The sequence below is a fragment of the Streptomyces sp. R41 genome, from assembly GCF_041053055.1.
GTDB lineage: Bacteria > Actinomycetota > Actinomycetes > Streptomycetales > Streptomycetaceae > Streptomyces.
Genome location: NZ_CP163443.1, coordinates 9357304 through 9370562, shown reverse-complemented (window position 1 = coordinate 9370562; position 13259 = coordinate 9357304). Strand labels below are relative to the sequence as shown.

Annotated in this window: 11 protein-coding genes; 1 reads left to right on the top strand and 10 read right to left on the bottom strand. The window is 70.4% G+C overall.

Annotation, left to right across the window (positions count from 1 at the left end; all coding sequences use genetic code 11):
- Positions 1-26 precede the first annotated feature (26 nt).
- Complete coding sequence (locus tag AB5J53_RS42580) at positions 27-728, top strand: FadR/GntR family transcriptional regulator (protein WP_369250933.1); 702 nt, start codon at positions 27-29, stop codon at positions 726-728.
- Between the two features lie 147 nt (positions 729-875).
- Here the strand turns inward: AB5J53_RS42580 and AB5J53_RS42575 are convergent, their stop codons facing one another.
- The 10 genes from AB5J53_RS42575 to AB5J53_RS42530 form a co-directional block, all read right to left on the bottom strand.
- Complete coding sequence (locus tag AB5J53_RS42575) at positions 876-1088, bottom strand: HEAT repeat domain-containing protein (protein WP_369252825.1); 213 nt, start codon at positions 1086-1088, stop codon at positions 876-878.
- 258 nt (positions 1089-1346) lie between these two features.
- Entirely contained in the window at positions 1347-1841 is a 495-nt protein-coding gene (locus AB5J53_RS42570) for a hypothetical protein (protein ID WP_369250932.1), read from the bottom strand.
- Between the two features lie 41 nt (positions 1842-1882).
- A complete protein-coding gene (locus AB5J53_RS42565) occupies positions 1883-2011 on the bottom strand; it encodes a hypothetical protein (RefSeq protein ID WP_369250931.1) in 129 nt (42 codons plus the stop codon).
- Positions 2012-2213: 202 nt separating this feature from the next.
- Entirely contained in the window at positions 2214-3419 is a 1206-nt protein-coding gene (locus tag AB5J53_RS42560) for a cytochrome P450 (protein ID WP_369250930.1), read from the bottom strand.
- Positions 3419-4426 (bottom strand): DUF1259 domain-containing protein, encoded by a 1008-nt coding sequence (locus tag AB5J53_RS42555; protein WP_369250929.1) that lies wholly within the window; start codon positions 4424-4426, stop codon positions 3419-3421. The genes AB5J53_RS42560 and AB5J53_RS42555 overlap by 1 nt, the downstream gene beginning before the upstream one ends.
- A gap of 606 nt (positions 4427-5032) precedes the next feature.
- Positions 5033-8050 (bottom strand): alpha-mannosidase, encoded by a 3018-nt coding sequence (locus AB5J53_RS42550; protein WP_369250928.1) that lies wholly within the window; start codon positions 8048-8050, stop codon positions 5033-5035.
- 29 nt (positions 8051-8079) lie between these two features.
- On the bottom strand, positions 8080-10080 hold the full coding sequence (locus AB5J53_RS42545) for an endo-beta-N-acetylglucosaminidase (RefSeq protein WP_369250927.1): 2001 nt from the start codon (positions 10078-10080) through the stop codon (positions 8080-8082).
- A 55-nt stretch (positions 10081-10135) separates the two neighbouring features.
- Positions 10136-11368 (bottom strand): glycosyl hydrolase, encoded by a 1233-nt coding sequence (locus AB5J53_RS42540; protein WP_369250926.1) that lies wholly within the window; start codon positions 11366-11368, stop codon positions 10136-10138.
- Positions 11369-11403: 35 nt separating this feature from the next.
- The gene (locus AB5J53_RS42535; RefSeq protein ID WP_369250925.1) at positions 11404-12309 is read right to left on the bottom strand and encodes a carbohydrate ABC transporter permease; all 906 of its coding nucleotides are present in this window, start codon (positions 12307-12309) and stop codon (positions 11404-11406) included.
- The gene (locus AB5J53_RS42530) at positions 12306-13256 is read right to left on the bottom strand and encodes a carbohydrate ABC transporter permease (protein ID WP_369250924.1); all 951 of its coding nucleotides are present in this window, start codon (positions 13254-13256) and stop codon (positions 12306-12308) included. The genes AB5J53_RS42535 and AB5J53_RS42530 overlap by 4 nt, the downstream gene beginning before the upstream one ends.
- Between the last annotated feature and the right edge of the window lie 3 nt (positions 13257-13259).

Genomic DNA, 13259 nt, shown 5'->3' with positions numbered 1-13259 from the left:
GCACCCGACAAACAGGAGGAAGTGGCGTGGACGAGCCGGCCCCGCAGAAGGGCACCGTGACGCAGCGCGCCATCGAGCGGATCAAGGCGTTGATCCGCGAGGGCCGCCTGGAGCCGGGGCAGCGGCTGCCGACCGAGCGTGATCTGGCGACCCAGCTGGGCATCTCGCGCAGTTCGATGCGCGAGGCCATCCGCGCGCTCACAGTCCTCGGTGTGCTGGAGGCTCGACACGGATCAGGCATCTACGTGACACAGCTGGAGGCCGGCGACCTCCTTGAGACCTTTGGTGTCGTGGCCGATCTCTCGCGCGGCCAGCGCCTGGTCGAACTGCTGGAGCTGCGCCGGATCCTGGAGTCGACGGCGACCGCGCTGGCCGCCGCGCGGATCACGCCCGACCAGCTCGCCGAGGTGGAGAAGCATCTGACAGCGATGAACGCGACGGACGATCCGGAACAGATCCTCGCGCACGACCTGGCCTTCCACCGCGAGATCGCCGCCGCCGCGGGCAACGACACCATGGCGGCCATCCTGGAGGGCCTCTCCTCGCGCACCTTCCGCGCCCGCGTCTGGCGCGGCTACCAGGAGGAAGGCGCCTTCGAGCGCACACGACGCGAGCACGCGGCGATCCACCGGGCACTGGTCGCCCACGACCCGGAGGCGGCGCGGGCGGCGGCGGCCTCGCATGTGGGTGAGGTGGAGGAGTGGCTGCGGACCCAGCTCAAGGCGTAGGGGGCGCAGGCACTCCGGCCACAATAGGACCGGAGTGGTCGCGGACTCAGCTCCAGTCGCAGAGGCCGCAGGCACTCCGGCCACAGCAGGACCGAAGCCGCTCAAGGCCTGAGGCGATTCCTTCGGATCACTTTGCGGAGCGGACCCTCACTCCTCCCAGCTCTCCACGCCCGCCTCCACCGCCTCCCGCACGTCGAAGTCCGGATCGTCGGCGAGGTGGTCCAGCAACTCGGCGACCCCCGGGGTGGACCAGCCCGCGAGCGCCCACACCAGCTCCTCCCGCACCGAGGGGTCGGGGTGGGCGGACAGGCGGCCCAGTTCGGTGAGCGGGCCGCCTCTGCGCTTCCCGAACCAGTGCAGCGCCGCACGCAGTGCGGCCGGGTCCCCGGGGTCGCCGGCCGCCTCGAGCCGGGCGAGCAGCGCCCTGGGCGGAGGCGGGGGACCGTCCAGGGGGTGCGACAGGCGTTCGCAGCCACTGGTGAGTGAGGGTGTACGACCGCAGCACCGGGAAGCCGTACACGCCCCGCGCGCCTCCCTGCCCGTAACTCACCGCGCGGATACCGGCCCGCCGGACGCGCGGCGTGTCGGCCATGGACGCCAGGTGCACGAACATCGCCATCAGACGACTCCAAGGCGAGCCGGCGGCGGCCCCAGCGGGTCCTCCGTCAGCACCGCCGGTGACCTCAGCGCCTCCTCGTACGCCTTCCGCTCGAAGACGAAGAGGCCGATCGGCAGCTCGCCCCACTGTGCGCGGTGAGGCTGACGGAAGGACGACCAGGTGACCGTCGTAGGCGCCACGGCGATCCGCGCCATGAGGGGCCAGCAGCCCCAGATGCCGCACGAGCAGCCCAGGAGGGGAACGGCAGCCGGACTCAGGAAGTGGTCGGGGCGGTCCTCGAAGTCCACCACCCCCAGGCCGTCGTGCTGGCGCCAGATGAGCTCCGCCGACTCCCTCTCCTGGTCCTCGAACTGGTCCTCCAGCTCCGGACGCCACCGCTCGCGCGTCGCCCAGGCCGCGTGCGCGCGCAGGTCGGTGCCGTCGACGCGGAGGCCCCAGAGGTGGGAGGACGGGTGCTCGTCCGAGGGGTAGTGGAAGAACTCGATGCCGTTCACGGTCCGCATCCTCCCCGGCCGGCCCCCACCCCCGCGAACCGTTAAGCGCCTACCGCCTCCTGCGCGTACAGCCCCTCCACCGCCTCCGCGAAGTCCCGCAGGATCTCCTCGCGCCGCAGTTTCATCGACGGGGTCGGATGCCTCGCCGTCTGCGTGAAGTCGACCGTCACGGACGCTGATCGAGAAGAAGCCGGGGGAGCTGTGAGCGTCGAGAACCTCGACTGGTTCAAGTCCTGCTGAAGCAGCGGTGAGGGCGGCGCTTGCCTCGAAGTCGCGGTGTGCCCCCAGCCATCCACACCCGCGATTCCAAACGCCGCCCCACCGCCCTCACCTAACCCTCTCCCCCCACCACCTGGACCACCTTCCTACCTCTCACCAAGTCACCGGCAACTCGATCGGGAACCGCCGGATGGTCTCCGTGTCCCACCGCACCTCTTCCGGCGGCACAGCCAACCGCAGCCCGGGAAAGCGCTCCAGCAACCGGCCGACGGCCACCTCGAGTTCCGCCATGGCCAAGGGCACCGCGATGCAGCGGTGGCCGCCCCAGCCGAACGTCATATGAGGCGCGCGCGGCCGCTCGAAATCGATGTCGTGCGGCTTCGGATAACGGGCGGGATCGCGGTTCGCGGTCAGATACGACACGTGGACGAACTCGCCCGCCCGGATCCGCACGCCGTTCAAGTCGACGTCCTCCAGCGCCACTCGGGGAATCCCGACCCCCTTGCGGAACGGGATGTACCGCAGCAGCTCGTGGATGCCCTCCGTCAGGGTCTCGGGGCCCTTCCGGAGGTAGTCGACCAGCTCGGGGCGGGTGAGCAGCAGATACGCGATGTCGCTGATCTGGCAGGTCGCCGTGTCCTGGCCGCTGAGGACCAGGGTGAGGGCCATGACGGCCATTTCCCTGTCGGTGAGCTGGTCCTCGCCGTCCCGGGCGGCGATCATCACGCTGATGATGTCGTCGCCGGGGGTGCGGCGGCGCTGCTCGACCATGTCGAGGAAGTAGGCCGTCAGGTCGGCCTTCGCTTTGGCCGCCGCCTCCTTGTTGCCGCGGCCGGTGACGAGGAGCCGGTGGACGTACTCGTGCATCCGGGGCCACTCGGCCCGGGGGATCCCGAGCAGATCCAGGATGGTGTGCTGGGGGAACGGGTCGGAAAGGTGCCGAACCAGGTCGGCCGGCGGCCCCTCCTTCTCCATGTCGTCCAGCAAAGAGTCCGCGAGCAGGACGATCCGTTCCCGCATCCCGTCGACCCGCTGTTGCGTGAACGCCTGGGAGACCAGGCTCCGTACGCGGCTGCTGTGCGGCGGGTCCATGACGTTGATGGACTCACGGGAGACGATGGGCTCCGGCGTCAGCCGGGGGTAGTCGTGGCCCATGATCTCGGCCCGGCTGAAGCGGCGGTCGCAGGTCACCTGCTGGACCGATTCGAAGTCGGTGACCAGCCAGACGTCGGACTCGCCGTACGGAAGGCGGATGCGGGTGAGGGACTCGCGTTCCATGAGGGCCGCGAGCTCGGGGTCGAATTCCAGGGCCCGGCTGAAGTCGAAGGGGCAGGTGAGGGTCTCGTCGTTCATGGTCATCAGCCACCTGCTCCCGGCATCGGCACGACATTGGTGGCGTCCACGGCGGGACGCAGGCCCTTGGCGAGCTTGATCGCGTCGCCCACGGCCCAGTAGTGGACAAAGAAGAGTCTGGGTTCGTCGGTGAGGTTGTGGTGGTGGACCTCGACGAGGTCGGCTCCGGCGCGCCGGATGGCGGTGAGGACGTCCTGGACCTCCTTGGCGATCATGACGAAGTCGCCGTTGACCGCGGCTCGGCCGCGGCCGAGCGGTTGGAAGTTGACCACCGTGGTGGCGCCGAGGCCCGGAGGGAGGACCATGCCGTCGTCGATGATGGTCTCGGCGCGGACGAAGGTGTTCTTGTAAACACCGTCGTCGACCAGGCCCTTCACGCCGATCGCGGCGTCGATGGCGGCGGTGTCCAGGTCGAGGGTTTCCTTCACGGAAGCGGTGTTCGTATCCGGCGGCGGGGTGGCCGTGCAGTCGAACGCCGCACGCAGGCCGTGGGCCACGGCCGTTGGGTCGGGGCCGTGGGCGTGCACGTGGACCCACCAGATGTCGGGCTTGTGGGCGAGCAGGTGCTTGTGGATCGCCGTCTGCCAGATGCCGTGCTCCTGCAGGGCATCGCTGAACGGCTGGAGTTCCCGCTCGGTGACCACCGCGTCGCCCATGAGGAGTGAGTTGCCGTCGTCGTAGCGGACGAAGGCCACGTGTGTGCCGAGGGCGAGCGCGGGCTTGATCCTGATGCCGCGCGAGTACACCTCGAGGTCCCGGCGGGGCAGGCCCGTGTGGTACATGTACCGCTTCATGTCGCCGGGGCGGCCCAGGGCCGCGCCCACGTCCGTCCAGTCGGCCAGTTTCGTCATCACCGGCTTGACCTGCTTGCGGCCCGCCGCGTTCGCGGCCCCGGCCACCGCCCCGGTCATTACGGGCGCCAGCGCGGCGGTGGCCAGCATGCGGCGCCGGGAGGTGGTGAATCGTCGGGGGTGGGTGTCCCGCTGTGGGTGCTGCTGTCGGTCATCAGCCATGTCATATGCCTCCTGGCGCGATGGAAGCACGGCAGGCGCCGCGGACCCGTGATATGCACGGGCGCGTGCGGCCAGGTGGGCTAAGGGGGCGCTGGGACGGTCTGGTGAGCCGGGCGGGCGGGCGCGGGCTGGGGCCTGTCTTCCGGATCGGGCCGGCGCCGAGCGGCGGCGACCGTGAACCGACCCGAGCGGGGTCTGGTGCGTGCCGCTGCAAGGCGGAGGAGGGCATCCACGCGGAGCGTCGGCAACCGCCGACAACGCGGCGGAGGTCCCCCTCTGGGGGTGCGTGCCAGGGCCCGCGACCCGGGACGATCCCGAAGACAGGCCCTGGGGCTCGCAGTTGCTCCCGCCGTAACGGACCCACAGCCGCTCAAGGCCCAGGGCTCACAGTCCCACCCGCCCCAGCAGGACCCACAGCCACTCAAGCCCAGGGCTCACAGTCCCACCCGCCCCAGCAGGACCCACAGCCACTCAAGCCCAGGGCTCACAGTCCCACCCGCCCCAGCAGGACCCACAGCCACTCAAGCCCAGGGCTCGCAGTCCCACCCGCCGTAGCGGGGCCCGCGGCAGCTCATGCCGCCGCGGGCGCGCAGCCCATGCCGCGTCTCAGGTGCGCTTCAGCCTGAGCGTCATCAGCTCGAACGGGCGCAGGGGCACGGTGATCCGGTCGCCGTCCCGCCCCGGCGCCGCCGCCTCGGCGAGCGGCCGCTCCAGCAGGTCGGTCACCGTGACGGCCGCGACCTCGAAGCCCGGGGTGAGCGTGGCCCGGGTGCGGCCGCCGTGGGATTCGTGGAAGCGGACGACCACGTCACCGCTGCCGTCGTCGGCGAGTTTGACCGCCGTCACGACGACCGCGTCCTGGTCGACGGTCACCAGCGGGGCGACGTCCCGGGAGCCGGATACTCGCCGCTCCGGCAGATTGATCCGCCAGCCCTCACGCACGGCGTCGCCGATCGCCGCGCCCGGTACCAGTGCATGCCGGAAGCGGTGGACGCCCTGGTCGGTCTCGGGGTCGGGGAAGCGCGGGGCGCGCAGCAGCGAGACGCGCACGGTGGTGGTCGTACCGGAGTCGGTGTCGCGTACGGCCCGGGTGACGTCATGGCCGTACGTCGAGTCGTTGACCAGGGCGACGCCCCAGCCGGGCTCCTCGATGTGCACGAAGCGGTGGTTGCACGCCTCGAACTTGGCCGCCTCCCATGACGTGTTGGTGTGGGTCGGCCGGTAGAAGTGCCCGAACTGGGTCTCGGACGCGTACCGGTCGGCGTGCACGTCCAGCGGGAAGGCGAGCTTCAGGAACTTCTCGGTCTCGTGCCAGTCGACCTCGGTGTCGATGCCGAGCCGTCGCTCGCCCGGCGCGAGCGACAGCACCTGGGTGACCCGCGACGCGCCGAAGGACCGTACGATCCGGACCGACACGCCGTCCTCACCAGGCACGACCTCATCCGCGTCGACCAGGTCGACGACCGTGTTGCGGTAGAACTCGTCGACGTCCCAGGCGTCCCACATGTTCGGGAAGTCGGGGTGGATCTGCAGCAGGTTGGCGGCCTGCCCGGGTGCGATCGTCTCGCGGTCGGCGCCGAGGTCGTACGCCGAGACGACCAGCCCCCGCGCGTCGATCTCGATGCGCAGCAGGCCGTTGTCGAGGACGTAGCCGCCGTTCACGCGCGGGGCGAGCGCGGTCTCGCCCTCGACGAGGGACGTACCGGCACCGCCGGCCGGCACGCCCTCCCGGCTGTGCGGCGCGGAGTTGAAGAGCAGTGCCGTCGGGCCCTCGCCGGCCAGCGCACGCTGGGCCGCGTCGATGATGCCGCCCAGTTCCTCGGCGACCTTCTCGTACGTCCTGCGCGCCTCCCGGTGCACCCAGGCGATGGACGACCCGGGCAGGATGTCGTGGAACTGGTGGAGCAGCACCGTCTTCCAGATGCGGTCCAGCTCCTTGTACGGATAGGGGAATCCGGTCCGTACGGTCGCGGTCGACGCCCACAGTTCGGCCTCGCGCAGGAGGTGTTCGCTGCGGCGGTTGCCCTGCTTGGTCTTCGCCTGGCTGGTGAGCGTGGCGCGGTGCAGCTCCAGGTACAACTCGCCGACCCACACGGGGGCGTTGGGGTACTCGGCTTCCGCCTTCTCGAAGAACCTCTCGGGGGTTTCCCACACCACGGTCGCGGAGCCTTCGAGGTCGCGGAGCCGGGCCGCCTTGGCGACCATCTCGCGCGTGGTGCCGCCGCCTCCGTCACCCCAGCCGGTGGGCGCGAGGGAGTGACGGGCGACGCCCTTGTCCTTGAAGTTGCTTGCGGCGTGGGCGATTTCGCTGCCCTTCATGGAGCAGTTGTAGGTGTCGACGGGCGGGAAGTGCGTGAAGATGCGGGTGCCGTCGATGCCCTCCCACTGGAAGGTGTGGTGCGGGAACTTGTTGGTCTGCGACCACGAGATCTTCTGGGTCAGCAGCCATTTGGAGCCCGCCGCCTTGATGATCTGGGGCAGCCCGGCGGCGAAGCCGAAGGTGTCCGGCAGCCAGGCCTCGTCGTTCTCGATGCCGAACTCGTCGAGGAAGAACCGCTTGCCGTGCACGAACTGACGGGCCATCGCCTCCGAGCCCGGCATGTTCGTGTCCGACTCGACCCACATGCCACCGGCGGGCACGAACCGCCCGTCGGCCACCGCCTTCTTCACCCGCGCCCACACCTCGGGCCGGTGCTCCTTCACCCAGGCCCACTGCTGGGCCTGGGACATGGCGAAGACGAAGTCGGGCTCGTCCTCCAGGAGCGCGGTCATGTTGGAGGTGGTGCGGGCCACCTTGCGGACGGTCTCGCGCAGCGGCCACAGCCAGGCCGAGTCGATGTGCGCGTGCCCGACGGCGCTGATGCGATGGGCGGAGGGGACGGCGGGCGTGGACAGGACGTCCGTCAGCCGCGCGCGTGCCGCGGCCGCCGTGCCGCCCACGTCCTGGAGGTCCACCGCGTCCAGGGCCCGCTCCACGGCCCGCAGGATGTCCCAGCGCCGCGCCGACTCCACCGGCAGCTCGGCCATCAGCTCACCGAGGACCTCCAGATCGATGACGAGCTGCCATACGGTCTCGTCGAAGACGGCGAGATCCATGCGCTCCAGCTGGTACCGCGGCTCGCTGCCGGCGGTCTCCTTGTCGCCCAACTGCGTGGACAGGAAGGGGTGGTAGTCCAGGATGACCGGGTTGGAGGCCGCCTCGATGTGCAGCCGGACCTCCTCGCCGCCCTCCACCGGGGCTCCGATCCGCACCCACTGGTTGCGCGGGTTGAGGCCCTTCACCGGAGTGCCGTCGGGCCGGTAGACGAGCCCCTCGCACTGAAAGCCCGGCATGTTCTCGTCGAAGCCGAGGTCCAGCAGCGCCTCGACGGTCTTACCCGCCCAGGCCTCCGGTACGGTCCCGGTCACCCGGAACCAGCTGGTCCCCCACGGAGCACCCCAGCGCGCGCCCACCTCGATCGGATCCGGTGCGGCCGCGAGCCCTTCAGCGACCGGCACGGGCTCGCCGGGCGCGTGCCACACCGCCACGTCCAGCGGTACGGACTCGGGGTACACGGCGGGGCGTATGCGCTCGTCGAGGACGCGCTTGAGGCGGGCTTCGACCAGGGTGCGGTCGTCATGCATGAGAGTGCTCCGTGGGGTGAGGGTGCGGGCTACCAGGTGTGCGTGGTCGTGGCGGGGGTCGAGACGGTGAACAGCTCCCCCACCGCGCGCAGTTCGAACCGCGCGGCCGACTCACCCTGCTCGGGGGCGAGAGAACCGACGTAGAACGCGCGCTGGCAGGTGCCGCCGAGGAAGCGGCGCGTGCCGTCGGGGAGCGTCCGGTACAGCTCGTAGTGGCGTACGGCGCCGGGGGCGCCCTGCCAGGCGAAGCGCAGGTTGCCTCCGTCGGCGTCGGTGACGCGCAGGTCGGTGGGCGCGGCCGGGTTCACCACCGCGTCGCGGACGGCGAGCCCGCCGAGGCGCCAGCGCACGGGCCCGGTGGTGGCGGTCAGCCGGACGCCCAGCGCGCGCACTGTGCCCGACAGACCCGTCAGCCGCACGGTCGAGGTCCCCCAACCGCCACTCGCGCTCACCGGGAAGTACGTGTACGGGGGTGCCCCACCGGCCGTTCCCGGCTCGGCGGTGGCGACGGCGAGCTCGACCCGCACATCGCCGGTGTCGACACGATGCGTCAGCTCCACCACCGTGTCCGCCCCGAGCGGCAGCCGCGTCGCGTACAGGTCCAGCGTGGTCGGCGCGGCGAGAGTGCCGTCGACCAGGAGGCTGCTGCCGCCGCGCCAGGCGTCGGCGAAGTCGAAGGTGACGGAGGGGCGCCCGCCGGTGGTCCGTACGACCCAGCGGCGGGACGGCAGCCGGTCCTGGAGGCCGAGGTGGTTCCAGGCGGCGTCCGAGGTGACCTTGCCGTTCTCGTACCACTTCAGTCCGTGGCCCGTGTTGAAGACCGTCGCGAACGGAACGGCGGTGACCGTCGATCGGTCGGCCACGGAGACGGCGGGCGCGCGCCAACTGGCCGTCGTGTCCGGCTTGGCGGGGTCGAGCGAGGCACCGGTCCAGAACGTGTCGTCGGCGGCATGGAAGTCGCCCGGCGTGCGGCTCGCGGGGAGGTGGTTGCGGGTCCACTCGGGCCGGTAGAAGCCGATGGAAGTGACGTGGGCCTTCGTGGTCGGCACGATGGCGTCCCAATTGACGGAGGCGCCGGTGCCGTTGGCCTCCACATCAACGCCCGCCCACAACTCGTATCGGCTGCGCCCGAGTTGCTGAGCCGTCGTCCCGGAGGACGCCAGAGTGCCCTGGGACCAGCGGAAGTCGATGAACATGGAGTCGGCGGCCTGGAAGAAGCTCTTGTTCTGGTTGTTCAGCGCTCCCTGCCAGCTCACCGATCCGTTCACGGTCATCGAGTCGTACCAGGTGACGCGCTGCCCCTTGGCCGTGCCGAGCGCCTTGAGTTCCTTGAGGAAGCCGAGCATGTCGGTCGCGAGCGCGGTGTTTCCGCCACCGGTCTCGGCGTTGATGAACCAGCCGTCGAAGCCGTACGCGGCCGCGACGGCGACGAGTTGCGCGGCGAGCGGATAGTGCCCCGTGGAGTCCTTCTGCACCAGGTCGCGGGTCCACTGGAGCTGTCCGCCGTAGGCGACGGGCGGCAGGAAGACATTGCCGAGGACGGGTACGCCGTGCCGGTGGGCCGCGTCCACGATGGGTGCGTTCGGCGCGAGGACCAGGCCCTCGCCGGACGAGCCGCCCCAGAAGACGAGTTCGTCGACGTACGCCCAGTGAGTGAGGGCGTAGTAGTCGGCCGTGGCCGCGCCCTGCGAGGGGTTGCTCGACGTGGGGCCGAAGGAGACCAGGGACTGGATGCGGGCCTGGCCGGAGCGGGCCGTCGTGTTCGCGGGGGTCGGCGTGAAGCGCGCGGCGAGGGGTACCGACGCCGCGTTGAACGCGAGGTCCGGGTCGCTCTCGGCGCGCCAGGACTTCAGGCTGCGCCAGGTGATGCCGGTGCCCGGGGTGCCCGAGGGCAGCGAGTCGGGGTACCAGTAGGAGGCGTACGGCTGCAGGTCGCGGGCGGCCGCGGCCGCCGTGCCCGACAGGCCGGGGACGAGTCCCGCGGCGACGCCGGCTCCGGCGAGCAGGACGGTGCGTCTGCTGAGGTTCACTGTGTGCTCCGTATCGTTGGGGGACGGACTACGGTGCTTTCGGTGGTGCCTGCGGTCACCGCGTGACCTGATCAGGGGTGACGACCTCGGTGATGCCCCGGGCCGCGAGGTGTTCCTTGTCGTCGGCGCGGCTCGCGAGAACGGTGGTGGGACGGGCTCCGTCGGCGGTCAGCCCGGCGAAGGCCTCGAAGACCGGGCCGCCGGGGGCACAGACCGAGCGGCCCGGTGCGGTGTCGACGACCAGCGCGGTGGTGCGCGCGGCGGGCACGTGTGGGCGGCCCTCCTTGAGGATCCGGGCGATCGCCTCTCCGGCGGGCTTCGTCTGCCGATTTGTGGTCAACAGGCCCAGGCTGTACTCGAGTTCGGGAAAGTCCGCGAGGTCACGGCTGACGTCGTGCGAGCACCACCAGGTCACGCCCCACACGTCGGGGCAGTCGAGGGCGTTCGCGACGGTCGCCTCCGTGAAGGCGGCCGCGTGCTCGGCCGGGATCAGGGGGGCGGGGGCGCCGACCTCCTGGAGCCAGACCGGACGGCGCGGGTCGTCCGCCCAGGCCTTGGACAGCTCGATGAGGTAGGCGGCGTGGTGCTCGGTGGCGACGCCTGTCCGGCCGTGCCGTTGCGCCGTCCCGTTGAACACCCACGAGTGCACGGCGGTGACCGCGCCGAGCCGGGCCGAGTGCTCGGGCGTGAACGGCTGGTCGTCCTGGTACCAGGCGGCGTCGTACGAGGCGTGCAGATGCGGCTTGCCGGGGGCGCCCTCCTCGCAGGCGGCGAGCAGACGCCGAAGCCACGCCCCCGCCTGGTCCGGCGTGATGCGGTCCGGGTCGGGGTGCGGCCCGGCGGCGAATTGATTGACCTCGTTCCCGATGGTCATGCCGATGAAGTTCGGCCGGTCGGCGAGAGCCGCCGCGAGGGTGCGCAGGTACGCGGCCTCCCCCTCGACCACCTCCGGATCGGTGAAGATGTTCCGCCGGTGCCAGGTCTGCGTCCACGCGGGCAGGAAGTCGAAGCTCGACAAGTGCCCTTGAAGGCCGTCCACGTTGACGTCGAGGCCGCGTTCGGCGGCGGCGTCGGCGAGCGCGACGAGTTGCTCGACGGCTCGCGGGCGGATCAGAGTGCGGTTGGGCTGGAAGTAGGGCCACAGCGGGAAGACCCGTATGTGGTCCAGGCCGAGCGCGGCGATCGAGTCGAGATCGGCGCGTACGGCGTCGAGGTCGAAGTCGAGCCAGTGGTGGAACCACCCCTCGCTCGGGGTGTAGTTGACGCCGAAGCGCACGGCAGAAGGCATGCGGGGTCCTTGCGAATCTGAGGTACGGAGGGGGGTCAGCCCTTGACGGCGCCCTCACCCACGCCGCGGAAGAAGTACCGCTGGAGACAGGCGAAGAGGGCGATCAGCGGCGCCACGGCGATGATCGTGCCCGCGGCGACGAGCCGTTCGTCGTTGGCGAAGGTGCCGTGAAGATAGTTGAGTCCGATGGTCAGGGTGAACTTCGACGGGTCGCTGAGCACGATCAGCGGCCACAGGAAGTCGTCCCAGGCGCCCATGAAGGCGAAGATCGCGACCACGGCGAGCGTGCCCTTCACCGACGGCAGCGCGATCCGCAGGAACCGCTGCCAGGAGTTCGCTCCGTCGACGAAGGCGGCCTCCTCGATCTCGTACGGGAGGTTGAGGAAGGCGTTGCGCATCAGCAGCACGTTCATGGCGCTGATGCAGGCGGGCAGCACGACACCGATCAGCGTGTTGTTCAGACCGAGTTCCCGCATGGTCGTGAACTGGGCGATGATGATGCTCTCGGCGGGCACGAGCATCGCCAGAATGAAGACGAGCGTCGCCAGGCGCCGGCCGCGGTAGCGCAGCCGGGCCAGGGCGTAGCCGGCGAGCGCCGAACCGACGCAGTTCGTCATGACGTTGGCGGTGGCGACCTTCAACGAGTTGAAGGCGTAGTCCCAGACGGGGATCGTTTCCGCAACTCGCCTGTAATTGTGGAGTGTTGGCTCGCTCGGCAGGAACTTGGGCGGGGAGCTGAAGATGTCCTCGTGCGGTCCTTTGAGGGAGGTCGACAGCTGCCACAGGAACGGGCCGACGGTCAGCGCGAGGACGGCGAGCAACAGCAGGTAGCGCAGGGCGAGTTCCCAGACACGGATGCGGCGGCCGTGCTCGTCCCTGACACGGGGCTCGCGAACAGCTGCCGGCGCCTGAGCGGGACGTACCTTGTCGATGACGCTCATGCCTCCTCCTTCCGGTCCGCGCGCAGCACCAGCAGCATCAGGACGACGGTGACGACGAAGACGACCACCGAGATGGCGGAGGCGTAGCCGACACGGCCGGTGAGGCCCGTGCCGGTGCGCTGGACGAGCATCACGAGGGTGGTGTCCTCGCCCGCCGGACCGCCGTCCGGGCCCGCCATCAGGTAGACCTCGGAGAACACCTTGAAGGCGGAGACCGAGGAGAGCGCTCCGACCAGGACCATCGTGGAGCGGACGGCGGGCACGGTGACCGTGAAGAAGCGACGCACCGCGCCCGCGCCGTCCACCATCGCGGCCTCGTGCAGCTCGCGCGGCACGTTCGCGAGTGCGGCCAGATAAATGATCATGTAGTAGCCGAGGCCCCGCCACACCGTGACGGCCATGGCGCTCAGCAGGAGCAGCCACTGGTCGCTGAGGAAGCCGACGCGGCCGACGCCGATCGTCTCCAACAGCGAGTTCACCAGACCGCGTTCGTCCAGCAGCCACACCCAGATCAGTCCGACCACGACGATCGACGCGACGACCGGGGTGTAGAAGGCGGACCGGAAGAAGGTGATCCCGGGGATGTTCTTCTGTACCAACAGGGCGAGCAGCAGCGGCAGCAGGACGAGCGCGGGGACGACCCCGAGGACGTACAGCGTGCTGTTGCGCAGCCCGATCCAGAACATCTCGTCGTGCAGCAGCTCCCGGAAGTTGGCCAGGCCCACGAACTTGCCGGGGATGAGCGTCCGGCGGTCGGTGAAGGCGTTGACCAGCGTGGAGACGAACGGATACAGGATGAAGACGCCGGTGATCACCAGCCCGGGAGCGGCGAACAGCCAGGGGCTGGTGGGCAGATGGCGCCGCACCCGCAGGGGCCCCGGCGCCCCCGACGGACGCCGCACCCCCGGCGGACGTTTCACCGCGGCAGCGGTGGAGGAACTCGCCATGTC

What these genes read in the sequence shown, in the direction of transcription:
- AB5J53_RS42560 (WP_369250930.1), bottom strand. Translation starts at nt 3,419, where the DNA reads ATGACCATGAACGACGAGACCCTCACCTGCCCCTTCGACTTCAGCCGG.
- AB5J53_RS42555 (WP_369250929.1), bottom strand. Translation starts at nt 4,426, where the DNA reads ATGGCTGATGACCGACAGCAGCACCCACAGCGGGACACCCACCCCCGA.
- AB5J53_RS42550 (WP_369250928.1), bottom strand. Translation starts at nt 8,050, where the DNA reads ATGCATGACGACCGCACCCTGGTCGAAGCCCGCCTCAAGCGCGTCCTC.
- AB5J53_RS42540 (WP_369250926.1), bottom strand. Translation starts at nt 11,368, where the DNA reads ATGCCTTCTGCCGTGCGCTTCGGCGTCAACTACACCCCGAGCGAGGGG.
- AB5J53_RS42535 (WP_369250925.1), bottom strand. Translation starts at nt 12,309, where the DNA reads ATGAGCGTCATCGACAAGGTACGTCCCGCTCAGGCGCCGGCAGCTGTT.
- AB5J53_RS42530 (WP_369250924.1), bottom strand. Translation starts at nt 13,256, where the DNA reads ATGGCGAGTTCCTCCACCGCTGCCGCGGTGAAACGTCCGCCGGGGGTG.